This window comes from Shewanella putrefaciens, from assembly GCF_016406325.1.
GTDB classification, from domain to species: domain Bacteria; phylum Pseudomonadota; class Gammaproteobacteria; order Enterobacterales; family Shewanellaceae; genus Shewanella; species Shewanella putrefaciens.
In genome coordinates this window covers 873,383-898,356 of the sequence record NZ_CP066370.1, presented here as the reverse complement: position 1 = coordinate 898,356, position 24,974 = coordinate 873,383, and the positions used below count along the sequence as shown (strand labels likewise).

The 24,974-nt window shown below is 44.8% G+C and carries 21 protein-coding genes; 12 read left to right on the top strand and 9 right to left on the bottom strand.

Annotated features, from left to right (window positions below; genetic code table 11):
- Positions 1-476: 476 nt before the first annotated feature.
- From fccA to JEZ96_RS04100, 4 genes are all read left to right on the top strand, one after another.
- Entirely contained in the window at positions 477-2,270 is a 1,794-nt protein-coding gene (gene fccA, locus JEZ96_RS04115) for a fumarate reductase flavoprotein subunit FccA (RefSeq protein ID WP_025008442.1), read from the top strand.
- Between the two features lie 255 nt (positions 2,271-2,525).
- Positions 2,526-3,515, top strand: a complete 990-nt coding sequence (locus JEZ96_RS04110; RefSeq protein WP_025008441.1) for a 2-hydroxyacid dehydrogenase — start codon at positions 2,526-2,528, stop codon at positions 3,513-3,515.
- A gap of 68 nt (positions 3,516-3,583) precedes the next feature.
- Complete coding sequence (locus tag JEZ96_RS04105) at positions 3,584-4,321, top strand: dienelactone hydrolase family protein (RefSeq protein ID WP_061783288.1); 738 nt, start codon at positions 3,584-3,586, stop codon at positions 4,319-4,321.
- A gap of 51 nt (positions 4,322-4,372) precedes the next feature.
- Entirely contained in the window at positions 4,373-4,660 is a 288-nt protein-coding gene (locus tag JEZ96_RS04100) for a hypothetical protein (protein WP_011790532.1), read from the top strand.
- Positions 4,661-4,798: 138 nt separating this feature from the next.
- On the opposite strand, the gene JEZ96_RS04095 is transcribed toward JEZ96_RS04100, so the two are convergent.
- The 3 genes from JEZ96_RS04095 to JEZ96_RS04085 all read right to left on the bottom strand — a co-directional run bounded on the left by JEZ96_RS04095 (position 4,799) and on the right by JEZ96_RS04085 (position 6,357).
- Positions 4,799-5,260 carry a hypothetical protein gene (locus JEZ96_RS04095; RefSeq protein WP_025008440.1) on the bottom strand — a complete coding sequence of 154 codons (462 nt, stop codon included), beginning with the start codon at positions 5,258-5,260 and terminating at the stop codon, positions 4,799-4,801.
- Between the two features lie 91 nt (positions 5,261-5,351).
- The gene (locus JEZ96_RS04090) at positions 5,352-5,795 is read right to left on the bottom strand and encodes a hypothetical protein (protein ID WP_011918760.1); all 444 of its coding nucleotides are present in this window, start codon (positions 5,793-5,795) and stop codon (positions 5,352-5,354) included.
- A 16-nt stretch (positions 5,796-5,811) separates the two neighbouring features.
- On the bottom strand, positions 5,812-6,357 hold the full coding sequence (locus JEZ96_RS04085; protein WP_011790535.1) for a mechanosensitive ion channel family protein: 546 nt from the start codon (positions 6,355-6,357) through the stop codon (positions 5,812-5,814).
- A gap of 103 nt (positions 6,358-6,460) precedes the next feature.
- On the opposite strand from JEZ96_RS04085, the gene JEZ96_RS04080 reads away from it, so the two are divergent.
- The 4 genes from JEZ96_RS04080 (at position 6,461) to ahpF (ending at position 11,463) form a co-directional block, all read left to right on the top strand.
- The gene (locus JEZ96_RS04080; RefSeq protein WP_011790536.1) at positions 6,461-7,204 is read left to right on the top strand and encodes a spermidine synthase; all 744 of its coding nucleotides are present in this window, start codon (positions 6,461-6,463) and stop codon (positions 7,202-7,204) included.
- An 89-nt stretch (positions 7,205-7,293) separates the two neighbouring features.
- Entirely contained in the window at positions 7,294-8,850 is a 1,557-nt protein-coding gene (locus JEZ96_RS04075; RefSeq protein ID WP_014609982.1) for a leucyl aminopeptidase, read from the top strand.
- A 361-nt stretch (positions 8,851-9,211) separates the two neighbouring features.
- Positions 9,212-9,781: an alkyl hydroperoxide reductase subunit C gene (gene ahpC / locus JEZ96_RS04070; RefSeq protein WP_011790538.1), complete on the top strand. Its 570-nt coding sequence runs from the start codon at positions 9,212-9,214 to the stop codon at positions 9,779-9,781.
- Positions 9,782-9,891: 110 nt separating this feature from the next.
- Positions 9,892-11,463, top strand: coding sequence for an alkyl hydroperoxide reductase subunit F (gene ahpF, locus JEZ96_RS04065; protein ID WP_061783289.1), 1,572 nt, complete (start codon positions 9,892-9,894; stop codon positions 11,461-11,463).
- Between the two features lie 68 nt (positions 11,464-11,531).
- Here ahpF and JEZ96_RS04060 read toward each other — a convergent pair whose 3' ends face one another.
- From JEZ96_RS04060 to brnQ, 6 genes are all read right to left on the bottom strand, one after another.
- Positions 11,532-11,960: a GNAT family N-acetyltransferase gene (locus JEZ96_RS04060; RefSeq protein ID WP_061783290.1), complete on the bottom strand. Its 429-nt coding sequence runs from the start codon at positions 11,958-11,960 to the stop codon at positions 11,532-11,534.
- A 35-nt stretch (positions 11,961-11,995) separates the two neighbouring features.
- Positions 11,996-12,325 (bottom strand): hypothetical protein, encoded by a 330-nt coding sequence (locus tag JEZ96_RS04055; RefSeq protein ID WP_061783291.1) that lies wholly within the window; start codon positions 12,323-12,325, stop codon positions 11,996-11,998.
- A gap of 23 nt (positions 12,326-12,348) precedes the next feature.
- A complete protein-coding gene (gene recJ, locus JEZ96_RS04050; protein WP_061783295.1) occupies positions 12,349-14,073 on the bottom strand; it encodes a single-stranded-DNA-specific exonuclease RecJ in 1,725 nt (574 codons plus the stop codon).
- Positions 14,074-14,167: 94 nt separating this feature from the next.
- Positions 14,168-14,893, bottom strand: coding sequence for a bifunctional protein-disulfide isomerase/oxidoreductase DsbC (dsbC, locus tag JEZ96_RS04045; RefSeq protein WP_198779854.1), 726 nt, complete (start codon positions 14,891-14,893; stop codon positions 14,168-14,170).
- 133 nt (positions 14,894-15,026) lie between these two features.
- On the bottom strand, positions 15,027-15,929 hold the full coding sequence (gene xerD, locus JEZ96_RS04040; protein WP_025008436.1) for a site-specific tyrosine recombinase XerD: 903 nt from the start codon (positions 15,927-15,929) through the stop codon (positions 15,027-15,029).
- A 90-nt stretch (positions 15,930-16,019) separates the two neighbouring features.
- Positions 16,020-17,435 (bottom strand): branched-chain amino acid transport system II carrier protein, encoded by a 1,416-nt coding sequence (gene brnQ / locus JEZ96_RS04035; protein ID WP_061783292.1) that lies wholly within the window; start codon positions 17,433-17,435, stop codon positions 16,020-16,022.
- A gap of 519 nt (positions 17,436-17,954) precedes the next feature.
- Between brnQ and JEZ96_RS04030 the strand changes: the two genes are divergently transcribed.
- The 4 genes from JEZ96_RS04030 to JEZ96_RS04015 all read left to right on the top strand — a co-directional run bounded on the left by JEZ96_RS04030 (position 17,955) and on the right by JEZ96_RS04015 (position 24,812).
- The gene (locus JEZ96_RS04030; RefSeq protein WP_025008434.1) at positions 17,955-18,671 is read left to right on the top strand and encodes a tRNA1(Val) (adenine(37)-N6)-methyltransferase; all 717 of its coding nucleotides are present in this window, start codon (positions 17,955-17,957) and stop codon (positions 18,669-18,671) included.
- Positions 18,672-18,784: 113 nt separating this feature from the next.
- Positions 18,785-20,044, top strand: coding sequence for an ATP-dependent RNA helicase SrmB (gene srmB, locus JEZ96_RS04025; RefSeq protein WP_011790548.1), 1,260 nt, complete (start codon positions 18,785-18,787; stop codon positions 20,042-20,044).
- A gap of 365 nt (positions 20,045-20,409) precedes the next feature.
- A complete protein-coding gene (locus tag JEZ96_RS04020; protein ID WP_011790549.1) occupies positions 20,410-21,621 on the top strand; it encodes an efflux RND transporter periplasmic adaptor subunit in 1,212 nt (403 codons plus the stop codon).
- Positions 21,621-24,812, top strand: a complete 3,192-nt coding sequence (locus JEZ96_RS04015; RefSeq protein WP_061783294.1) for an efflux RND transporter permease subunit — start codon at positions 21,621-21,623, stop codon at positions 24,810-24,812. The genes JEZ96_RS04020 and JEZ96_RS04015 overlap by 1 nt, the downstream gene beginning before the upstream one ends.
- The last annotated feature ends 162 nt before the right edge of the window (positions 24,813-24,974 follow it).

The window sequence follows — 24,974 nt, the reverse complement described above, 5'->3', positions numbered from 1 at the left end:
TACAGCTAACATACTGGCAAAATAAACAATAAATTTCCACCCCAATTACTGGCGAAATATCACTTATTGCATAATACTTAACTCGGTAAATATTTACGTATTTACACTAAACTACAATCAAATAAAAATACAACTAAACATATTTCAAAACTTTCAAAACTTTCAAAACTTTCAAAACTAATTCAAATAGCCGAATACTAGCCCGTATAAATATGTTAACTAAAGCAAGTTTCACCCTATCAAATAAGTGATTTATTTCAGTTTGATTTTGTTTTTTTCATCATATTGCACAATTTAGATATGTTATTTTCGATATAACAATAATTATGTGACACAAATACACATATACCTCTTTAGATAGTGCTAACTTTGTTAGCGGAGAATGCTCTAAAGTGCGTGAGCTATGTAAAATACCAATATCACGCCACGATGAATAACCCTTATTAAGTAGATGAATGTACGGCGGAGGAACTATCATGTTCACAAGAAAGATTCAAAAAACAGCACTAGCCATGCTGATCTCAGGCGCAATGGCCGGAACGGCCTATGCAGCGCCGGAAGTGCTAGCCGATTTTCACGGTGAAATGGGTGGCTGCGATAGCTGCCACGTATCAGACAAAGGTGGCGTTACCAACGACAACCTGACCCATGAAAATGCCCAATGTGTTAGCTGCCACGGTGATTTAAAAGAATTAGCCGCCGCCGCACCTAAAGATAAAGTATCCCCCCATAAATCTCACTTAATTGGTGAAATTGCTTGTACTAGCTGTCATAAAGGCCATGAAAAATCAGTAACTTACTGTGACGCTTGCCATAGCTTTGGCTTTGATATGCCATACGGTGGTAAATGGGAACGTAAGTTTGTGCCTGTTGATGCAGACAAAGCTGCTCAAGATAAAGCCATTGCCGCTGGCGCAAAAGAAACCACAGATGTGGTTATTATTGGTTCAGGTGGTGCAGGTCTAGCTGCTGCCGTATCTGCCCGTGATGCTGGCGCAAACGTCATTCTACTTGAAAAAGAACCTGTACCAGGTGGTAATACTAAACTGGCTGCAGGCGGTATGAACGCTGCAGAAACGAAGCCACAAGCTAAGTTAGGTATTGAAGATAAGAAACAAATCATGATCGACGACACCATGAAAGGTGGCCGTAATATTAACGATCCTGAATTAGTCAAAACCTTAGCGAACAACTCATCAGACTCTATCGATTGGTTAACCTCTATGGGTGCCGATATGACAGACGTTGGCCGTATGGGTGGCGCAAGTGTTAACCGTAGCCATCGTCCTACTGGCGGTGCAGGTGTGGGTGCCCATGTCGCACAAGTTCTATGGGATAACGCCGTAAAACGCGGCACTGATATTCGCTTAAACAGCCGTGTAGTACGTATTCTTGAAGATGCGAGTGGTAAAATTACTGGCGTATTAGTGAAAGGCGAATACACAGGTTATTACGTGATCAAAGCCGATGCAGTTGTTATTGCTGCAGGTGGTTTTGCTAAAAACAATGATCGCGTAGCGAAGTACGATCCTAAGTTAAAAGGCTTTAAAGCAACTAACCACCCAGGTGCCACAGGTGACGGCTTAGACGTAGCATTGCAAGCTGGTGCGGCAACTCGCGACTTAGAATTTATTCAAGCTCACCCAACCTACTCTCCTGCAGGCGGTGTGATGATCACTGAAGCGGTACGTGGTAACGGGGCTATCGTGGTTAACCGTGAAGGTAACCGCTTTATGAACGAAATCACCACCCGTGACAAAGCGTCTGCGGCGATTCTGCAACAAAAAGGCGAAAGTGCTTATTTGGTATTTGATGATTCAATCCGTAAGAGCTTAAAAGCCATCGAAGGCTATGTTCACCTGAACATTGTTAAAGAAGGCAAAACGATTGAAGATCTGGCTAAACAGTTAGATATTCCAGCCGCAGAACTGGCTAAAACAGTCACAGCTTACAACGGTTTCGTTAAATCAGGTAAAGATGCTCAATTTGAACGTCCTGATTTACCACGTGAATTAGTTGTAGCGCCTTTCTATGCTCTCGAAATCGCGCCAGCGGTTCACCACACTATGGGTGGTGTAGTGATTGATACTAAGGCTGAAGTGAAGAGCGAGAAAACGGGTAAACCTATTGATGGTTTATATGCAGCAGGTGAAGTGACCGGTGGTGTTCACGGCGCTAACCGCTTAGGCGGTAACGCTATCTCTGATATCGTAACTTACGGCCGTATCGCGGGTACCTCTGCAGCAAAATACGCTAAAGATAAAAAGTAAAATGCAATCATCAGGGCTAAAGGACTAGCCCAAGGCTCACATAGCACGACTATTAATATGAGAGCCGTTGCTTGATCCTCAAGCAAACTCAACAAACCAATAAGCGAGCCGTCAGGGGCTCGCTTTTTTTATGTCCAATTGATGATAAAGGTCACTCTTTTAGCGGGGTAAACCTCAAGGTTAAGGACAAAAAAAGCGAACTCACTTACACTCATTAGCAGATAACAATATCAGGCAACGGGGTAGGTGATTGAAATGAGAATTGGATTTTTTAGCGCAAAACAATATGACATAGAATATTTTAACCGTACCAATGTCGCCTTTGGTGCGCAAATAGAGTATTTCGATTATCGTCTATGCATGCAAACGGTGAAACTTGCCGAAGGTTTTGACATCATCTGCGCCTTTGTTAACGATTCACTCTGCGAAGAAGTACTCGTAGAACTCGCCAAGGGTGGCACAAAAATTATTGCCATGCGCTGTGCGGGCTTTAACAACGTCGATTTAGTCGCTGCTAAACGCTTAGGTATGAAAGTCGTTAACGTGCCCGCCTATTCACCTGAATCTGTGGCCGAGCACACTGTCGCACTGATGTTGACCTTAAATCGTAAAATCCATAAAGCATATCAACGTACCCGCGATGCTAATTTTTCACTCGAAGGTTTAGTCGGTTTTAATATGTTCGGCAAAACCGTTGGCGTGATTGGTACAGGTAAAATCGGCGTGGCAACCATCAAGGTATTACTCGGTTTTGGCTGTAAAGTCATTGCGTTTGATCCTTTTATTAACCCAGCCGTGTTAGCCCTTAATGTGGAATATCAAGATCTCGATTCGCTTTATGCCAACAGCGATATCATCAGCTTACATTGCCCGTTAACGGCAGATAACCATCACTTACTCAATAAAGAAAGCTTCGCTAAGATGAAACCCGGGGTGATGGTGATTAACACTAGCCGCGGTGGCTTACTCAATGCCTTTGATGCAATGGAAGCCTTAAAGCTGGGCCAAATTGGTTCATTGGGGCTTGATGTGTACGAAAATGAAAAGGGGTTATTCTTTGAGGATAAATCGAATGAAATCATCCAAGACGATGTATTCCGCCGTTTATCTGCTTGCCACAATGTGATTTTCACTGGGCACCAAGCCTTCCTCACCGAAGAAGCCTTAAGTGCTATCGCTAAAACAACCTTGAGCAATCTAAAAGCACTCAGTGCGAGCGAATTGTCAGGTAACGAATTGTTTTAACTGACAGATAAAATCCTGACTGCTAAAGTGAGGCTTCAGCGTTTGAAGCCTCATAGCGGAATATAAATATGTTAGTAACTCAGCAAACTCAAGATATCTCAACGCCATCCGGCCCGATGCGCACCTATATCTACCGCCCTGATGCACAAGGCCAGTTCCCTTGTATCATCTTCTATTCCGAAATATTTCAGCAAACCGCCCCCATCGCTCGCGCCGCCACGATTCTTGCCGGCCATGGTTTTGCCGTATTAGTGCCTGAAGTATTCCATGAACTCAACCCCATAGGCACAGTACTCGCCTATGATGAATCGGGTAAAGACAAAGGCAACGCCGATAAATTTGCCAAACCTTTAGAGCACCACGATAGCGACACCCAAGCCCTAGTCGATTTTGCCACTCAACAAGCTTACTGCAATGGCAAAGTAGGCAGCATGGGCGTGTGTATTGGCGGCCACTTAGCCTATCGCGCCGCACTCAACCCCGCTATTTTAGGCGCATTTTGCCTCTATCCAACCGACATTCACTCCAACACTCTACCCTGCGCTTACGGCAATGACTCACTGAGCCGCAGCGGTGATGTTCAAGGGGAATTAGTGTTAGTGTTCGGCAAGCAAGATCCCCATGTATCACCAGAGGGGCGAGTGTTAATCCACCAGCAATTAATGGCACTGAACCGTAACTTCACTTGGCTTGAAGTCAACGCCCAACACGCCTTTATGCGTGATGAAGGTGAACGCTATGATCCCGCACTCGCACTGCAAATGTACCTGCAAGCGGTAGCTTTTTTTCAAAGAGTGCTTCACTAGGTCATAGATTAAACATACTAGATATTAACTACTTAAGGAAAGAGTAGAAAAATGAAACCCTATAAAAATTTATCCTCAAAAAACTTAGCGTTACTGTTAATGATTACCCGAGTAACAACCGTTGTTTCGTTGCTAGCCGTCGCGCTTTCATTAATTGGCCTAGCGAGTCAGTTTTGGATGACACGTGGATTTGGTCTTAACTTTTGGTCGACTGTGGGCATAGCAACACTTATCCCCTCTCTACAAGTACTTTTTGGCTCCGGTATCATAGCGGCTATCATTGCATTTGAAGAATCCTACCGCCAAAAGTCAGAAGCCTTTATCGCCTCGTTAAAATAGCGTTTAGGGCTGCCCACAATACACCTAACGAACTACATTTTTTAAATCAAATGAATCACTAAAACCTTAACTAATATTATGATTTTAGTGATTCATCCTTTCATATATTAAACTGCTAGTCATACATTCAGATAATCACTATTCGGAATATATTTCATCGATAACGCCATCTAAAACACCTATCTGTAAAAGGGGAAAACCTTCACCCCAAGAAATATCATATCCAATCGAAATGGCATTCGTACCAAGCTTACCAATACCAAGACTGTATTCATTATTTGCATGAACTTCGATCAAGCATGGCAACAAAAATGCCCAAACATTGGATGAGGAGAGCTCAATATCTGCAGGAACAATGTCAGAAGAGGTAAGAAAATGAATAATCCTAGCAGTTGCATCTTTTCTAATCAGCTCTGCATTATTGATGAGTTTATCGAATGCCTCACATTGGGATACTGTTGGCCCCTCTTTTGTCCCCCAAATACGTATGAGAAAACCATCCCCTAAATAAGGTATATCTAACTTCCTTTCCCAGATTTTTGATTGACCATTTCCTGAAATATCACCAAAAGGAAAAATGGTTATTGACTTTGCAAACATGCGAACTCCAAATAACTAAGGTTGCCAACCATGGCCAGATCTATCAAGTTTGCCCAAAATTATATACACGTATTACTCTGACTGTTCTCAATTACAAAGCAGTCATTATTTCCTTTAATTTTCGTGAATATTTTTTGCTGCCTGATACTCTTATTTTTTTAAGGTAACGTTCTAGTTCATCTTGCTTTTCAATTAAGAGGCAGAACTCAATAATGTATATCACCAAGAAATTTTTATAACAAGGCAGTGTTGCGATAACATCATTATTGCTCTCGTGCTCATCTGGTGCATCAATAAAAGTATCAATCTTTTTATCGAAGAAACGAGTAAATAGTGGCACGTTCAATGACACTATCTTCTCCATCTCTAAAATAGAAAACTCGGCGGCGTTTATTTTTTGTGCATCATAGGCTAATAACACTTTAGGTAGATCACATTCATTTACATTTACTTTGCTATTCTTTTTTGCATAGACGAGTAATGAACTATAAAGTTCAGTATCAATCAATTTGCCAACATCTTCTTCACTGACCATGTATTTTTATCCTTTGTTACTCAGGATCAAACTTCTTTTTGCCTTCGAGTAAAGCCTGACGCTCTGCAAGCGGACTTTGATCTGAGAGCTTTAACACTGCCTTTTGCAGCATGAGGTTATTGGGATACGTGATGGTATCGCCATTGTCGCGATGAATAAGCACGTGAAACAGCGCAATTTCGATAATCACCCCGCTGATATCTTCATCCTTATCAACCACCCGAATACGCTCGCCAATGCGGTAAGGAAATACGAAAAAAATCAGCACGCCTGCCGTTAAGTTACTCAATATTGACCACTGGGCGACCAAGGCGACCCCCATCACCGCAAACGCCGATGAAACAAAGAGTGATACATCCTGATAACCAAGCCCCAGCGAGACCGCCATCAAAGACAGCGTAATAAAAAACATCACATAGGAAATAAACCGAGTCACCAAACTGGTCCGTGCGACACTCACTTGCTTCATTTGCGCGAGTTTTCTCACCCAATGGGTTAACGCACGCTGTAAAAAGAGAAACACTGCAAGATAAATAAAGGCAAGCAGGATTTGATTTGTCATAATAGCCACTCAATTTTTGAAACCGTCTGAATTCTAACTTTTTTGCGTAACCAGTTATACCACCCGCAAACAAGCCAAGCAGCAAACAGAGTAACAACACACTATGGTCGATTCTACCCTCTTACATGAAACCCAAGATTCATTTGGCCCAATTCGCGTGCTCGATTACGATGACTCACGAATACTGTCTTTTGGGGATAATGATGAGCAGAGTAAAATTCTTAAGGCTGCGCCCCATATTCCTCAGCACACTTATGTGCAAGCCATGTTGTTGGTTTTACTGTTTTGTAAGCCCAAGAGCGCTATTGTTTTAGGTTTAGGCGGCGGCTCAATTATTCACTCACTGCGCAATTTCGACGCGGCAATAAAGTTAACAGCGGTGGAATTACGCCCCGCGGTGATTGAGTTAGCTAAGCGCTATTTTCAGCTGCCGATAGGTAAAAAGCTCAATCTTATCAATGATGATGCTATTGCTTTTTTAGCTGCTGGTGATCATAAAAAAGTGGATGTAATTTTTGCCGATATTTATACGGCCAAAGGCGTTGAAACAGGGCAGCTTTCGCCAATATTCCTTGAACAGTGCACTAACCTCATCAAACCCAACGGTTATTTAGTGCTGAACTGCTGGAAAGAACATAGCCAAAATCGCGAGTTGTTAGCCGACTTACAACAACACTTTGCCCATGTGAACGCTTGCCTCACAGGCGGCGGCAATTGGGTGATTTTTGCTAGCCAATCTCCTCAAATATTAGGCACCTCGGCACTCAAAAATCATGCTCAATCTTTATCGCAACAATTGGGTTTTGCCCTTGATCGATCACTGACACGATTTGGGCCTTGGATTTAATATTAATATCAGCAAAATAGCGTAAATTAGTTAACCCTAAGGCTGAGCTTTGTTATTCTTTACATTCTCCTATGATATGAGTTGTCACCATGAAAAATAAGCACAAATTTATGTTAAGCGTTATGGCTCTGGCGTGCCTTAACTCTCTCAATGCTAACGCCGAAACCTTTAGTTTTGACACTCGTAGTTCACTGAATTCAGATACATTAGTGTTATTCCAAAGTGTAGATTCTACTACCTATGGTATCGATTTTTTACCTCAATCGACCCAAGATCAGTTAAATCTCGCCACAGCAGATAACAGTTTTGCGGGCAAACAAGGAGAGATTTTAGAGATTTTAGTCCCGAGTGAAATTGATGCTAAACGGGTATTATTGGTGGGTATTGGCGATGCCACATCCTTAACGCCCGGAGAGATTAATAATATCGGTGGAAATCTAGCGGCAAAGCTAGAAACTGTTCCCCAAGCCAGTGTGCGCGTGCTCACCAAAGGCTTAAGTGCTACACCACTATTTGCCTCTGAGCTTGCCCATGGTATTGAGCTACGTAGTTACCGTTATACCCAGTTCAAGGCTAGCAACCATAGCGAAAAAAACTATCAAATCGCAGTCGATAACTTAAGTGCCAACCAAAAACACCGTAAAAATCTAGAGGCTATTGAAGCTGGTGTGTTTTTAGCGCGCGATCTGACCAATGCCCCTGCTGGAATCATGTACCCCGAAAGTTTCGCCAACGAAGCGCGTAAACTTAAATCTCTCGGCGTAAAGGTGACTGTACTCGAAGCGAAAGATATCGAGCGGTTAAACCTTGGGGCATTAGCGGCGGTAGGCAAAGGCAGTGAACGTCCACCTAGGTTAGTTGTCGCCCACTGGCCCGGTAGTAAAGAAGCCCCCATTGCGCTAGTCGGCAAAGGCATCACCTTCGATTCTGGCGGTTACAATATTAAAGCGACAGGCACTTCCATCGCACGCATGAAGTCTGATATGGCGGGCGCCGCCACTGTACTGGGCACCATTAAGGCGATGGCGGTTCAAAAAGCGCCTGTAAATGTGGTCGCGATTATGCCCATGGCAGAAAACATGATATCTGGCCATGCAATGATCCCAGGCGATGTGATTACAACGGCTCAAGGTTTAACGGTTGAAGTGCTTAATACCGATGGAGAAGGCCGCTTAGTATTAGCGGATGGCTTATGGTATGCCCGCGAAAATTATAAGCCGTCGGTGATTATTGATGTTGCAACACTGACAGGCTCAAAAGTGAGCGCATTAGGTAGCGTTTACGCTGGCCTATTTACAGATTCCGAACCATTGGTGCAGCAACTTACCTATGCAGGTCAACAGGTTGGCGAGAAAGTGTGGCGCCTACCTTTAGATCAAGCCTATGGCGATGAAATAAAATCTACCATTGCCGATTTGAAAAACACAGGTAAAGAAGGCAGCGCAGGCGCATCCTCTGCAGCTATGTTCTTAAAGCATTTCGCTGGTGAACAACCTTGGGCGCATCTCGATATAGCGGGCAACGCCTTAACCGCGACCGATACCGCCGTTGTGCCTACGGGCGCCACAGGTTACGGCGTGCGCTTACTCAGCACTTGGTTAACGCAACCCAAAGCACTGAACGAAAACCTAGCACCTAGCACCTAGCACCTAGCACCTAGCACCTAGCACCTAGCACCTCAGTATCTTGTTTTAATTGTATTTATATTGAAGGGATATCATTGATATCCCTTTTTATATCCGCAATTTATGACCCACTAAAAGACGATTGGTAAAAGCCAAAAGCACAATAAAATCAAACCCAAGGTACACCAAACTCAAGCCCACCGCGGAAAAACCGATTAAGTTCGCTGCAGAATAATCAATATTCGACTAAATCGATTAGGATGATAGTTTTTATCCGTTATATTAATCCCATATGAGTCGGTACTATGCTCCACATCAACGGGACGCAAGCAAACGTCTTCGTTATGAACTTAAGTAATCATCAACTAAATGGAAGCATAAAATGACTCAATCAATTATCAACAGCACAATCAAACCATTCAAAGCCACTGCTTACCACAATGGTGAGTTCGTTCCAGTAACTGAACAAGATCTGTTAGGTAAATGGTCAGTTGTATTCTTCTATCCAGCAGACTTCACCTTCGTTTGTCCAACTGAATTAGGCGACATGGCGGATCACTACGAAAAACTGCAAGGTATGGGCGTTGAAGTTTACTCAGTATCAACTGACACACACTTCACTCACAAAGCGTGGCATGACACGTCAGACACCATCAAGAAGATCAACTTCCCAATGCTGGCTGACCCAACAGGCACTATCAGCCGTAACTTTGGCGTGATGATCGAAGAAGATGGTTTGGCACTGCGTGGGACTTTCGTGATTAACCCAGAAGGTCAAATCAAAGTGGCTGAAATTCACGATTTAGGTATCGGCCGCAGCGCGCAAGAACTGGTTCGTAAGATCCAAGCTGCTCAATATGTTGCGACTCACGATGGCGAAGTTTGCCCAGCAAAATGGCAACCAGGTGACGAAACTTTAGCACCTTCTTTAGACCTCGTTGGCAAAATCTAATTTAGTCCGCAAAGCGTTAACCTTGCCAATCTAGTCCCGCCCCCCTGCAAGGGTCTAGATTGGCACCTCTCCCGCGTATTCATCTTTTTTAGCGATTTTGGAGTTATCACATGTTAGATGCGAATTTGAAAAATCAACTGCAAACCTATCTGCAAAACCTCAAGAGACCAGTTGAACTTGTCGTGTCTGCAGATGAGAGCAAAAAGTCTCAAGAATTAAAAAGTTTAGCTAATGACATTGTCAGCCTATCTTCTCTGGTGAGCCTGAAAGAAATTCAGGGGGAACGCACCCCGGCGATGACAGTGATAAACCCAGAGCTTAAAACGCAAATCAGCTTTGCTGGTCTGCCTATGGGTCACGAATTTACCTCACTCGTGCTGGCCTTACTGCACACGGGTGGGCACCCAATCAAACTGAGCGATGATATCATCGAGCAGATCCGCAATCTGCCGGGCAAATATGCCTTTGAAACTTATGTATCACTGACCTGCCAAAACTGCCCAGACGTAGTTCAGGCACTGAATATGATGGCGGCCATTAACCCGAATATCACCAACGTGATGATTGATGGTGCCCTATTCCAAGAAGAAGTAGCGAGCCGTAATATTATGGCCGTACCTTCTGTCTACTTAAATGGCGAAGTGTTTGCCGCAGGTCGCATCAGCATAGGTGAGATTTTAAATAAACTGGACACCAATGCAGCCAGCCGCAAGGCCGATGAAATTAATGAAAAAGCCCCCTTCGAAGTCTTAGTCGTTGGCGGCGGCCCCGCTGGCGCAGCAGCAGCCATTTATGCAGCACGTAAAGGACTTCGCACTGGTATTGTTGCCGACAAGTTTGGCGGCCAAGTCGCTGAAACCGTGGGTATCGAGAACTTTATTTCGGTCAAAGCGACCGAAGGTCCAAAGCTAGTAGCGAACCTTGAAGCCCATGTGCGTGACTATGAAGTTGATATCATGGATAATCAAAAAGCCGTGTCATTGACGACTGACGGTTTGTTCGAACTTGAACTGGCAAGCGGCGCTAAATTACGTAGCCGTACCGTATTGCTGGCAACAGGCGCTCGCTGGCGCGAAATGAACGTCCCCGGTGAGAAAGAATACCGTGGTAAAGGCGTGGCTTACTGCCCACACTGTGACGGCCCATTATTTAAAGGCAAGCGTGTGGCGGTGATCGGCGGCGGTAACTCGGGTATAGAAGCAGCCATCGATTTAGCAAATATAGTAGAACATGTAACAGTACTGGAATTTGATAAAACCCTGCGCGCCGACGATGTGCTGCAACGTAAAGCCGCATCTATGGGTAACATTAAAATCATTACCCAAGCGATGACCACTGAAGTGACTGGCGATGGCACTCGGGTGAATGGCCTAAACTACACCGACCGGGCGACGGGTGAAAGCCACCATATCGCGCTGGCAGGGATCTTCGTGCAGATTGGGCTAGTACCCAATGCGGAATGGTTAAAAGGCACAGTGGAATTAACCCCAAGGGGCGAAATCATCGTCGATGAACGCGGCCAAACCTCTGTACCAGGCGTGTTTGCAGCAGGTGACGTGACTAACTCACCTTTCAAGCAAATTATCATTGCCATGGGCAGCGGCGCGACCGCATCACTGGGGGCATTTGATTACTTAATTCGCCACAGCGATGAAGAGACCGCCGCGACCAAAGCAGCTTAAGGCTTCGTTAACAGACATCAAAGCTAACGCCAACAAAATAGCCAGCATTTGCTGGCTATTTTTTGATGTCAACTAAGGCATTGATAAGGATTTTCTAACCGAATTTGCATTAAGGTTTCTGGTGCATCGACCGCTTTAAATCCAAACTGGGCATAAAGCCCATGGGCATCGCGGGTGGCGAGCATTATGCGTCTTAAGCCTTGCAGCTCAGGATGTTCCATAATTGCTGCCATCATCAACTTGCTTAAACCTAAACCGCGGTGGGATCCGAGTACAAACACATCGGCAAGGTAGGCAAAAGTAGCTTTATCGGTAATTAAGCGGCCAAAGGCCACTTGCAGATTATCCTTATCAAAGACCCCAAAGCATAAACTGTTACTAAGCGCTGTACGCAACAGCGCCTTGGGTATTCCCTGCGCCCAATAGCTATTACTAATAAAGCCATGGATAACCTCAAAATCCATTTCAGATTGCTCTGTACTGACTCGGTATTCCATTTGTCACTCCAATATATCGATAAATGCCGCTTAACCTAGGTCTGTTTTGCACTGATAAATAGCATAAAAGCCATCGCAAATAACACCACTTTAGCTAATGAATACAAAGCCCCCGCTAACGTACCACCACCATGATAACTAAAGGCTAAGTGACGATTGATTTCAAAATGAAAGGATTTAGCTAAATGACGGTAAGCGAGAAAATAAAATAAGGAGGCAACAGGCCAAATCCCGATAAGCAGCACTTGCCCCTGTGCCTTAGAGGCGAGTAAGGTTGATATAAGAGGAATGCTTAGACAAGCTGCATATATCCAAGCAAAACGCTTAAGTAGCTGGCGGATTTTTTTATCAGATAATGATTTCAACTGAACTCCTTGTCATCTGAGGCTTACATAGCTTCGATTTGTTCAACCATCAGTTGCAGCGAAAAATTGCCGCGATACTCATTCACATCGAGTTTATAGACAATTCGAGCATGATTAATTGTCGCATCGGGCCAAGTGTGCAAATCCACATTAAAGGCAATGGCATCGAGCATCACAGTGCCGCATTGGGTTTCGAGCACAAGCTTAAGGTGGCGCTCACCAACAAGGCGCTGCTGCACTATTTTAAAATAACCATCAAAGAGCGGCTCTTCGAAAGCTTGTCCCCAAGGCCCCGCATTGCGCAATAGCTGAGCAATTTCAAGATTCAACTCTGTAGGAGTGAGTTCCCCATCGGACCAAAGCTCGCCCGTTAATAACTCAGGTTTAAGCTGTTCACGCACCGCATCATCATAGGCTTTAGCAAATGTCGCAAAACTGCCCGCTTTGAGCGATAAACCCGCCGCCATAGCATGACCGCCAAATTTGATAATCAATCCTGGATGGCGAGTGTTCACTAACTCGAGCAAGTCGCGCATATGCAAGCCTTTTATCGAACGCGCCGAACCTTTAATTTCACCATTGCCCGCATCGGCAAAGGCAATCACGGGTCTATGATATTTGTCTTTAATGCGCGAGGCCAAAATCCCGATAACGCCTTGATGCCAATCTTCTTGAAATAAGGCGATACCCCAAGGTAATTCAGCTTCGTTGAGCTTTAAATGCTCTAGGCTTTTTAAGGCTTCCTGCTGCATACCAACTTCCAGCTCGCGGCGCTCTTGGTTTAACCCATCAAGCTCTGCGGCCATACGCCGAGCGTACATTATATCTTCACAAAGTAGCGTTTCGACCCCAAGCGCCATTTCATCGAGACGACCCGCAGCATTAAGCCTTGGCCCCACGGCAAAACCAAAGTCAGATGCGACAATGCGCGCCGGATTTCGCTTAGCCACCTCAAGCAGCGCGGTAATCCCTACACGGCAACGTCCGGCTCGCACGCGCTGCAGTCCCGCCTCGACCAAAATTCGATTATTGGCATCGAGTGATACCACATCGGCAACAGTGCCTAGGGCGACAATATCGAGCAGCGTGCCTAAATTGGGCTCAGCGATGCCACGGATTTGGTACCAGTTTCGCGTCCGAAGTTCTGCCCTTAGTGCTGTCATCAAATAAAAGGCAACGCCAACCCCCGCGATTGATTTACTGGCAAATGGACAGCCCGGTTGGTTAGGGTTCACTATCGCATCGGCAGCCGGTAATTCATGGCCAGGCAAATGATGGTCGGTAATAATCACTTGCATACCAAAGGCTTTAGCCGCTGCAACACCTTCTATTGAGGAAATACCATTATCAACTGTAATTAATAGTTCAGCCTGTTTCGAGGCGGCAACCGCGACAATTTCAGGGCTGAGTCCATAACCATAATCAAAGCGATTGGGGATCAAATAATCCACTTTCAGAGCGCCCATCATCCGTAGCGCTAACATACACACACTCGTTGATGTTGCACCGTCGGCATCAAAGTCACCCACGATTAAAATCGACTTATTCGCCTGCATCGCATCAGCAATAATGGCTGCGGCCTCAATCAAGCCTTTCATCGTTTCTGGGCGTAAAAGCCCTTGAAGCGCAAGCTCGCATTCATGGGGCATGACACCTCGGCGAGCATAAAGCTGCTTTAACAGAGGTGGAAGATGGACGGGTAAATGACTGTCATCAACGGTTGGGCGACGGACTATCTTATGGATCAAGGGACTCAAACTCTCATTAAATCGTGGCAATAAGATAACAAAAAGGTGAGTTTTAAGCTCACCTTTCGTGGGATAAATTTAACCCTGATTTGAATTATTGGCGCATATCTAAGGTGCGTAATAAATCTTCAGGTGGTTGATAACCTGGGATCATACTGCCATCGGCTAGGATCATCGCTGGTGTACCATTAACACCAAAACTTGTGCCTAATGCATATTGCTCGGCAATTTTAGCATCGCAGGTGGCAGCAGGCACTGTTTGACCCGCTTTGGCATTCGTCATGGCTTTTAATGGATCTTTAGCACACCAGATAGCCTGCATCTCATCGGCATTAGCCGAAGGCACACCCGCGCGCGGAAAAGCTAAATAACGTACTGTAATACCTAGCTTATTATATTCATCCATTTGGCTATGTAACTTACAGCAATAACCACAACTGACATCGGTAAATACGGTAATGACATGTTTTTCATTTTTAGCTTTGTAGACCAACATATGATCTTCAAGCGGTTTCATCATCGCGATACGTGGGCCAGCTAATGCGGCTTCTGTCAGGTTTTTCATGCCTTTATCGATATCATATACATTACCGTGGAATAGCTTTGAGCCATCACGACTAATATAAAGTACGCCACGGTTCGTCATGGCTTGATACAAACCTTCCACCGGAGCATCCTGCATCGAAATCACTTCGACATCTAACATCTCACTGAGTTTTTGCTTAATCGCAGCAGTATCAGGAGAAGTGGTGGTTGCTGCGCTGGCGAGTGGTGCAACAAGGAGTGTAAAAACCAATGATAATGCTGGGGTCAACTTCATGGGACATCCTATAAATTGTGTCACGATAACGAGATATTGGGCCGTTCTAGCTCGAGATACTCAATAGACCCTGTATGGTGGCAAAAAGTTACAGACAAGCCATACAGAATGCAAATTTATACTGTAACTAAATTCAACCTCTTGGATGATGCTGTTGGTGCAACTCCTGCAATCTTGCCCGTGCAACATGGGTATAAATCTGGGTTGTTGATAAATCACTGTGACCCAAAAGCAATTGCACGACTCGCAGATCGGCACCATGGTTGAGTAAATGTGTCGCAAAGGCATGGCGTAATGTGTGGGGTGAAAGCGCAGTTTCAATCCCCGCCCGCAGCGCATAAAGTTTAATGCGGTGCCAAAAGGTTTGCCGCGTCATCATCTGCCCACGGTTAGACGGGAACACCACATCGGATTGTTTATGACCAAGTAATTCCTGCCGCGCAAATTTTAAATAGGCTTCCACCTCTGTAACTGCCAATTCACCTAGTGGCACTAAACGCTCTTTGCCACCTTTGCCCACAATCCTCACTAAACCTTGGCGTAGGCTCATCTGCTCCATCGTCAAACCAACAAGCTCGCTCACCCTCAAGCCCGTTGCATATAGCAGTTCGAGCATAGCCTTATCGCGACATTCTACGGGATCATCAACATTGGGCTCGGCGAGCAATCTATCTACCTGAGATTCGCTTAAAGAATGGGGTAAATGACGCGTTAACTTGGGCGACTCTATCAAAGCCATAGGATCGGCAGTAATCTGTTTAGTCAGCACTAAATAGGTAAAGAAACGCCGTAAACTACTGAGTAATCTTGCGCTGCTGCTACGAGCAAAATTTTGCTCCAATCTGAATGCTAAATAGGACCGAACATCTGCCACAGTAGCCTCAATCAAGGTGACACCATGGCGACGTTGATAGCGATCAAAATGGCGCAAATCGGTACGGTAGGCTGACAACGTATTGTCACTCAATCCCTTGCTCGACCATAGGTCATCAAGAAAAGCATCAATAAGTGGATCGCTCTGATATGTCTTAGGCACACATACTCCATAAAAAAAACGGCGTATTCTTATATTAAGGATACGCCGTTGATATTAACTTAATTCACCCGCTACTGGCAGCGTCTTTGTTTATGCCGCAGTGATCGTTTTTGCACCGCCACCACGAATAATTAAACACAACACAATCACCACTAAGGTTGGCAATAACCAAGCCATCCCCTCTTCATACAGAGGTAAAATCGACAATGTGGGTGACATACCACTGACCACATCGATAAAGCTCTGCGCCGCTTCCGTCACGCCTTTACCATCTTCACCCTTTAGACTTTTAGCTGCGATTTTCATCCCATCGAAGATACCAAATAGCAGCGCGACAGAGAGAGTCATACGGTGAGCAAACTGTGGCCGTGGAAAGTATTCGGTTAAGAACGTCACCGCAACCAGTGCAATCGCCACAGGATAAACGGCCATCAACACCGGAATACTGATATTAATCAGTTGTGAAAGCCCGACGTTAGCAATCAAGGCACAAATAGCACTTAACACAACCACTAAGAAACGATAAGAAAGTTTTGGCATTAACTCATTAAAAAACTCAGAGCATGCACTCACAAGTCCCACCGCCGTAGTTAAGCAGGCCAGAGACACCACAGCCGACAGCAACAAAGTACCTAGGCTGCCAAACTCGTGGGTAACATAGTTTGTTAATATTTCACCACCGTTTTTAGCGCCTACGGCAATATCACCCGCCGTCGCACCTAAAAAGAACAATGACACATAAACAAAGGCAAGACCGGCGGCAGCGATAAAGGCGGCGCGAATGAGGTACTTTGTCTGCGCACTCGGCTGTTCAATGCCCTTTTTACGCAAAATATCAATAATCAACATACCAAACATGAGTGAGGCCAAAGTATCCATGGTGTTGTAGCCTTCCAGAATACCTTTCGTCAAAGGATGTTTCTGGTAATCCCCCACGGCCAGCCCTACATCTGATGCAGGTAAAAAAAGTACAGACGCAGCAAGGCTAACGAGTAACAACAGTAGAATAGGGGTCAGAACTTTACCAACACTATCAAGCAACTTGCCAGGAAACAACGCGAGTAACATAGTGACTGTAAAGAAGCACAACGTGTAGATAAGTTGCGACAGGTTAAGCTCAACATTACCGACTAACATTGTTGTGGTCGTGTTATCGATAAAAGGTTTAGCGCCAATCTCATAAGCCACTAAACCTGTTCGTGGCGCCGCAAATGCAGGACCAATAATAATATAAATCGCAATAGCCAATGCCGTTGCTGCAAATACTGGCAACATTGCCATAACCTTACCTTGAGCCTTAGCGACTGCGATGAGTCCCACTAAAGGTAAACCTACGGCGGTAATCAAAAAGCCTAGCATAGCAAGAGGCATATTCTCGCCAGCTAACATGCCAGCAAACGGTGGGAATATTAAATTTCCCGCCCCTAAAAAAAACGCAAAGGTCATAAAACCTAAACCTAATGTATCCCCGATACTCATCTGATTGTCTTGCACTGGAAGCCCCATCTTGTCTTATTGTTTTTTTACAAACTTAAGTGATTATGTGTCGATTAGCTATAGCTAAAACAAAGCCCATCCGGAGTGCAAATCTATGTTTACACAATTCCGTGGTAAATATGACTGATATCAGCCGAGTTTATAAACAAAGATGGAATAAAAAATAGCAGCAATAGCCTATTTTTACCTCAAGAAACCCGTTTACCTATCCGTTAACCATAAAAGTGATTAAAAATGGGGGCAGAACTAATACCAGACTTAAAAAACCAATGCAAGTTTACAAGAGGAATTTACTCAAAAAAGTAAAGTAATGCTAACTAACTGCTAATTTGAGGTTACAAAGCTAATAAATTTAACAGTCAATTAAGTGAAATCGGTAAAAGTTGTCCGAGAAGCATCGCGAATATTCATACAAAATACACAATAACGGCTGTTTAAAAGCGTTAGCCAAAAACGCGAAGTCGGATTTAGAATATACGCCACTCAATCGCACTTTATATCCGAAATCCAACCTAAAACTGATCACCCATGGCATTTACTTTCAAACAGTTTCATATCAATGACCTTAACTGCGGCATGGCCGTCAGTACCGATGCAGTGGTCTTGGGTGCTTGGGCGCCGCTGACCAACGCGAAACAGATCTTAGACATAGGTGCAGGTAGTGGCATATTGGGTTTAATGGCGGCTCAACGCAGCCAAGCCAACATTACTTGTATCGAATTAGACGATACGGCTGCCATCGCTTGCCAACACAATATTGCTCAAAGTCCTTGGGCATCGCGGATACGCTTAGTGCAAGGGAGTATTCAGCAGCTTAGTCAAGCAGAGGAATATCAAGGCTATTTTGATCATATTATCTGTAATCCCCCCTATTTTGAGCATGGCCCTCAGGCACAATTATCCCAAAGAGCGATGGCTCGCCACACCGATCAATTAAGCTTTAACGAATTACTCGCAGCAATTGAGCAATGCCTCTCACCCAATGGGCTCGCTAGCTTGATCCTGCCAATACAAAGCCTACATAATTTTAATTATTTACTAAGCCAATCTAGGCTCGAGTGGGTAGAAAGAGTCGATATCAAAAGTGTTGAAGGCAAAAGGGCCAATCGGGTGTTATGCCTACTGACAGCACAAACTCACCGTACTGTTGAGCCTAAAGTGAGCGAACTCACCCTGCGCGATACCTCTGGGCAATATAGCCAAGCTATGGTGCACTTAACCCAAGATTTTTACCTTAAGCTCTGATCTCGCGATTCATCACTAAGCGCGAAGATAAACACAGGAGAGATAGATAAGTTATTTAAGTTAACCAACATAACCTTTATAATGCTCGGCTATTATCCGTCGAGACGCCGTGCATGCAATTTGAAGATTTCCACCTTGACCCAAGTTTACTCGAGTCATTAAAAGCCATGGGGCATCATTCGCCCACCACAATTCAGCAAGAAACTATCCCCTATGCGCTAGAACAGAGGGATATTCTGGCACGCGCCCCGACTGGTACAGGCAAAACCGCAAGCTTTTTACTGCCTGCACTACAACATTTAATCGATTTCCCCCGTCGATTTTCGGGCCAAGCACGCATATTAATTCTCACCCCCACCCGTGAGTTAGCGAGCCAAATTCATCGCTATGCTTGCCACTTAGCCACGGACCAAGGGCTAGATATTGCCATCATTACTGGTGGTGTTCCCTACGCACCGCAGGAAGAAGCGCTAGCAGGGAACGTAGATATTCTGGTTGCGACGCCTGGCCGCTTGATGGAATACCTAGATAAAGGCAAATTCAGCGCTGAAGAAGTTGACATACTGATCATCGATGAAGCCGATCGTATGCTCGATATGGGATTTTCATCCGTCGTCCAAGCCATCGCACTCGAAGCCCAAGGTCGTAAACAAAATATGCTGTTCTCGGCGACCTTAGAAGGCGGCGGTGTGCAGCGTTTTGCCCGCGAAGTGTTAAAAGATCCAATCGAAATCGATGTCGATGCGCCCCGTAGCGAAAAGGCAAAAATCCACCAATGGATCCATTTAGCCGACGATAAAGAGCATAAGTTTGCTCTACTCTGCCATTTGCTGCGCCAAGAAGATGTCAAACGCACTATTGTGTTTGTAAAAACCCGTGACATAGTCACTAGCTTAGAAGGCCAGTTACTCAAAGCCGGCATTCCCTGCGCCTTCATGCGTGGCGATATGGAACAAAAGAAACGTTTCCAAGCATTGAGTCGCTTTACTAAAGGTGAAGTCAACGTATTGCTCGCAACCGATGTTGCCGCCCGCGGTATCGATATCGACGACATTACTCATGTGATCAACTTTGATATGCCTCGCTCTGCCGATACCTATATTCACCGAATTGGTCGAACTGGCCGCGCTGGCGCCAAAGGTACTGCAATTTCGCTTGCCGAAGCCCACGATATGCGTATCGTCGGTAAAATCGAGCGTTATATTGAGCAACCATTAAAACGCCGAGTGATTGAAGAGTTACGTCCAAAGAATAAAGAAGCGCGCACACCGGGCAAGAAAAAAGCCAAAGTGAAAGCGAAAGAAGCGGCAAAGAAAACAAGCAAAAAAGAAGCGGCCAAGAAAGCGAGTAAAATCGCCCGCAAAAAGAAATAATACATGACTTAAAATAGTTAAACTAAAGCCGCTGAAATGCGGCTTTTTTATTACTTACATTTAACTCTACTCATTAATTGGGTTGGCTACGCCCTTTAATATTAGAATATAGAGAATGAAATACGGCTGATTTAGCGCTATTGCCCTCAGTAGGTATTATTTATTATTTCAATAGTTTCCAATTATCTAACTGAACCTTCCGACACTTTATCGCTCTAATTTTCGCTCAAATGCTAATACATAATCAGTATATGTGTCCCCACATCAGTTTTAGACACATTTAGTTTACAAAAATAAATTTATTGGTAGGTCAGACTCTGATACTTTAAGCCCATTACGCTATTTAGCATGGATATTGCCATAACATGATGAAAACTCTACTACGGAGACTGTCTCCTTTTTTTATTCTGCTGCTATTTGTTGTTGGCGCAGCCTTGTTGATGAAAACAAAGGAGGCGCCTGAACAAAAGCCTGAAGAAATCCCCATCCCTATCGTTGATGTGATCAAAGTTGAACAGCAAACGGTATCGTTAAACCTGCCTTCCTATGGCGTTGTAACACCTAAGTATAAAACCCAGTTAGTCACTGAGGTTCAAGGCAGAATGCTCACCATTTCGCCTCATTTTGTTGCAGGTGGCATTGTCAAGAAAGGCGATCAATTGGCTCAAATTGAACCCTCTGATTATGAAGCCGATTTAATGCAAGCAGAAGCGACACTGGCACAAGCCACTGCTGCATTGAATGAAGAAATTGCCCGTGGTGAAGTCGCTAAAATTGAGTTCAAGGGCTATGACAAAGGGTTACCGCCCGAGTTAGGTTTACGTATTCCGCAACTCAAAAAAGAACAAGCTAATGTGAAATACGCCCAAGCGGCATTGGCACGTGCACAACGTAATCTTGAACGCACCGTTATCCGAGCTCCCTTTGATGGCATAATCAAAGCCAGAAACGTCGATTTAGGTCAATACGTTAGTCTAGGGACAAACCTAGGTGAACTGTACGACACACGCATTGCCGAAATCCGCTTACCGATTTCTAATGACGATCTTGCCTATTTAGAGTCCGTCGATAATCCAGATACTGAAGTGACCTTAAGTGCCTCACTCGCAGGTAAAGAAAACACTTGGTCAGGGAATATCATTCGTAGTGAAGGCGTGATCGATGCAGAAAATCGTATGGTTTACTTGGTCGCAGAGATTAAAGATCCTTACTTACGTGAGCAGAAAATCGCCGGCAGTTTACCGTTAAAATACGGCAGTTTTGTCAATGCCGTGATTAAAGGTCGCACAGTCGATGGCATAGTCAAACTGCCAAGGCATGTGGTTCGCAACGACCAAGTGGTCCTGATTGATGATAAAAATATCGTTGAAATGCGCCATGTTAATGTCGTCCGCAGCGATTTAGAAAATGTCTATATCAAAGACAGCTTAAAAACCGGTGAACGGGTTGCCACAAGCCACTCAAACACTATGGCTAATGGCCAATTAGTTAAGGTGCTAGGCGAAGCGGCATTACCCGTTAGCGTGCCTAAAGATGATACGCCAGAGTCCAGCCTTGCCGCTACTGGAGTCAAATAATGGAGACTCCAAAAGGGATTATCGCTTGGTTTGCCCGAAACAGTGTGGCAGCTAACCTTTTGATGTGGGCGCTACTGATTGGCGGCCTTTTTAGTACCGTACTGATCAATAAGGAAGTATTTCCTTCATTCAACCTGAATTTACTGAGTATTTCTGTCGCATACCCAGGCGCTGCCCCTCAGGAAATTGAAGAAGGCATCAATATCAAAATTGAAGAAGCCATCCAAGATATCAACGGCATTAAGAAGGTGACTTCGGTTGCCAGTGAAGGTGTAGGATCAATTACCATCGAAGTTGAAGATGGCTACGATGTACAAAACGTCTTAGACGAGGCCAAACTTAGGCTAGATGCTATCTCCACCTTCCCTGTGAATATCGAAAAACCCAATATTTATCAGATCAAACCCGAAAATAACGTTATTTGGGTATCTGTTTATGGCGATATGACACTGCATGATATGAAGGAATTAGCTAAATCGGTTCGTGACGATTTAACTCAATTGCCTGCCGTGACTCGCGCCAAAGTCACTGGAGTTCGAGATTATGAAATCAGTATCGAAGTCTCTGAGGATAAGTTACGTGAATATGGCCTAACCTTCTCACAGGTCGCACTAGCAGTACAAAATTCCTCCATCGATTTGCCCGGCGGTTCGATTCGTGCCGAGGATGGCGATATTCTGCTGCGTACTAAAGGCCAAGCCTACACGGGGGATGACTTTGCCAATATAGTGCTGACCACCCGCGCCGATGGCAGTCGAGTGATGTTGCCCCAAGTGGCAACAATCAAAGACGATTTTGAAGAACGCTTGGAATACACCCGCTTTAATGGCAAACCCGCAGCCATTATCGAAGTCATCAGTATTGATGATCAAAACGCCTTAGATATTGCTGCCCAAGTTAAACAATATGTCGAGAACCGACGCGCTACACTGCCAGCGAATGCACAGCTCGACACTTGGGGGGATATGACCCATTACCTCCAAGGCCGTTTAAATATGATGATGTCAAACATGTTCTACGGCGCTTTGCTGGTTTTTCTTATCTTGGCCTTGTTCCTCGATCTGAAACTGGCATTCTGGGTGATGGTGGGACTACCAGTGTGCTTCCTCGGCACTATGCTCATCATGCCGCTAGAACCTTTCTCTATGACCATCAACATGTTGACCCTATTCGCCTTTATCCTTGTACTCGGGATTGTGGTGGATGATGCCATTGTTATTGGCGAAAGTGCATACAGTGAAGTGGAACGCCACGGCCACTCAATCGATCATGTGATCCGTGGTGCCCAAAAAGTCGCTATGCCAGCGACCTTTGGGGTATTAACTACAATCGCAGCCTTTATTCCTATGTTGCTAGTTTCGGGTCCTATGGGGATCATTTGGAAATCTATCGGCATGGTGGTAATCATGTGCCTTGCATTCTCCTTAGTCGAATCTAAATTTATTCTTCCTGCGCATTTAGCACATATGAAGTTTAAAAAACCGGGTGAGCCTAGGGGAGCATTTGGGCGTTTCAAGGCAAAATTTAACAACGGTGTACAACACTTTATTTACCACCATTATCGTCATTTTCTCGAGTTTTGTATCAAGCACCGCTATAACGTCGTCGCCGCCTTTATTGGAGTATTGATTTTATCCATTGCCCTCGTCGCGAGCGGTAAAGTGCGTTGGGTATTCTTCCCCGATATTCCATCTGATTTTATTCAAGTTCAGCTTGAAATGGACGAAGGTAGCTCCGAGCCAAACACCCTGAAAGTGGTGCAGAGCATTGAAGAAGCGCTGTATCAAATGAATGCCAAGATGGAGAAAGAAAACGGCTATCAAGTTGTCAAACATAGCTTTATCAATATGAGTTCTCGCACTTCAGCATTTATCTTTGCCGAACTCACCAAGGGTGAAGATAGAGAAGTTGATGGTGTTACCATTGCGGCCGCTTGGCGTGAACAGCTCCCTGAACTGCTATCCGTTAAAAAGCTGAATTTTGATGCCAGTACTAATGCTGGTGGCGGTGGGGATATTTCTTTTAGATTAACCTCAACGGATCTCGAAGAGTTATCCGCAGCATCGCGCGATCTCAAACAAAAGCTGGCAACCTATGAAGGTGTATATGATATTGCAGACAACTTCTCATCGGGTAGCCACGAGATTCGCTTAAAAATACGCCCAGAAGCCGAAGCCCTTGGCCTAACACTTTCCGATTTAGCTCGTCAGGTACGTTATGGGTTTTATGGCTATGAGGCACAACGTATTTTACGTAATAAAGAAGAAATTAAAGTCATGGTGCGCTACCCATTAGAGCAGCGTCGAACCGTCGGCTATTTGGAGAATATGCTGATCCGTACTCCACAAGGCGCATCAGTCCCCTTCTCCACTGTGGCACAAATTGAAAAAGGAGACTCCTATGCTTCTATCACCCGTGTAGATGGTAAAAGAGCCATTACTATCACGGCAAATGCCAATAAAAACAAAGTTGAACCTTCCAAGGTGGTACAGGAAATTCAAAAAGATTATCTGCCACAATTGCAGGCCAAGTATCCCAAAATTCAAACGGCATTAGATGGCGGCAGCTTGGATGAGCAAAATGCCATGGTGGGGTTAATACAGGGCTTTTTCTTTGCCCTGTTCACCATTTATGCTTTGATGGCGGTTCCGCTCAAGTCCTACAGCCAACCACTGATCATCATGTCGGTCATCCCCTTTGGGATTATCGGAGCACTCTTTGGTCATTTAGTTCAAGGGCTCGCAATGAGCGTATTAAGCCTTTGTGGCATAGTGGCATTGGCGGGAGTGGTAGTAAACGACTCATTGATTTTGGTCGACTTTGTTAACAGAGCGCGGGAGCAAGGGCTTTCGGTCAGACAGGCGGCAATCGACTCTGGCTGCTATCGCTTTAGGGCAATTATTCTGACATCACTCACGACCTTCGTTGGACTCGTGCCCATTATTCTCGAACGCAGTTTACAGGCACAAATAGTGATCCCAATGGCAACCTCTCTCGCCTTTGGTATCTTATTTTCGACAGTCGTAACACTGATCTTAGTCCCGCTGCTCTATATCATTCTTGATGATGCTAAACGTACCGGTAGTCGATTTTTCCACTGGTGGTGGCGTCCTAAAAAAGCTGAAGATATGCATATAGACACGGCAGGCACTCACACTGTGGAGTTTAGGTCCCTAAACGAAAAGCGATAACAGGAATGTCCTAGAAAAAAGAGAGCCTTAGCTCTCTTTTTTTATGCAAATGCTGTTGAACTTATATCTAACAGTGTTTTATGAAAACTAAAGTTGCGATCTACGTGGCAGTTATCCTAAAGGGCTTTCGTTAAACTCTCCATAAGTCATCGCCTCAGCAAA

Excerpts from the sequence above, each read along its gene's own strand:
- fccA (WP_025008442.1), top strand. The coding sequence starts at position 477 with ATGTTCACAAGAAAGATTCAAAAAACAGCACTAGCCATGCTGATCTCA.
- JEZ96_RS04110 (WP_025008441.1), top strand. The coding sequence starts at position 2,526 with ATGAGAATTGGATTTTTTAGCGCAAAACAATATGACATAGAATATTTT.
- JEZ96_RS04105 (WP_061783288.1), top strand. The coding sequence starts at position 3,584 with ATGTTAGTAACTCAGCAAACTCAAGATATCTCAACGCCATCCGGCCCG.
- JEZ96_RS04100 (WP_011790532.1), top strand. The coding sequence starts at position 4,373 with ATGAAACCCTATAAAAATTTATCCTCAAAAAACTTAGCGTTACTGTTA.
- JEZ96_RS04095 (WP_025008440.1), bottom strand. The coding sequence starts at position 5,260 with ATGTTTGCAAAGTCAATAACCATTTTTCCTTTTGGTGATATTTCAGGA.
- JEZ96_RS04090 (WP_011918760.1), bottom strand. The coding sequence starts at position 5,795 with ATGGTCAGTGAAGAAGATGTTGGCAAATTGATTGATACTGAACTTTAT.
- JEZ96_RS04085 (WP_011790535.1), bottom strand. The coding sequence starts at position 6,357 with ATGACAAATCAAATCCTGCTTGCCTTTATTTATCTTGCAGTGTTTCTC.
- JEZ96_RS04080 (WP_011790536.1), top strand. The coding sequence starts at position 6,461 with ATGGTCGATTCTACCCTCTTACATGAAACCCAAGATTCATTTGGCCCA.
- JEZ96_RS04075 (WP_014609982.1), top strand. The coding sequence starts at position 7,294 with ATGAAAAATAAGCACAAATTTATGTTAAGCGTTATGGCTCTGGCGTGC.
- ahpC (WP_011790538.1), top strand. The coding sequence starts at position 9,212 with ATGACTCAATCAATTATCAACAGCACAATCAAACCATTCAAAGCCACT.
- ahpF (WP_061783289.1), top strand. The coding sequence starts at position 9,892 with ATGTTAGATGCGAATTTGAAAAATCAACTGCAAACCTATCTGCAAAAC.
- JEZ96_RS04060 (WP_061783290.1), bottom strand. The coding sequence starts at position 11,960 with ATGGAATACCGAGTCAGTACAGAGCAATCTGAAATGGATTTTGAGGTT.
- dsbC (WP_198779854.1), bottom strand. The coding sequence starts at position 14,893 with ATGAAGTTGACCCCAGCATTATCATTGGTTTTTACACTCCTTGTTGCA.
- brnQ (WP_061783292.1), bottom strand. The coding sequence starts at position 17,435 with ATGGGGCTTCCAGTGCAAGACAATCAGATGAGTATCGGGGATACATTA.
- JEZ96_RS04030 (WP_025008434.1), top strand. The coding sequence starts at position 17,955 with ATGGCATTTACTTTCAAACAGTTTCATATCAATGACCTTAACTGCGGC.
- srmB (WP_011790548.1), top strand. The coding sequence starts at position 18,785 with ATGCAATTTGAAGATTTCCACCTTGACCCAAGTTTACTCGAGTCATTA.
- JEZ96_RS04020 (WP_011790549.1), top strand. The coding sequence starts at position 20,410 with ATGATGAAAACTCTACTACGGAGACTGTCTCCTTTTTTTATTCTGCTG.
- JEZ96_RS04015 (WP_061783294.1), top strand. The coding sequence starts at position 21,621 with ATGGAGACTCCAAAAGGGATTATCGCTTGGTTTGCCCGAAACAGTGTG.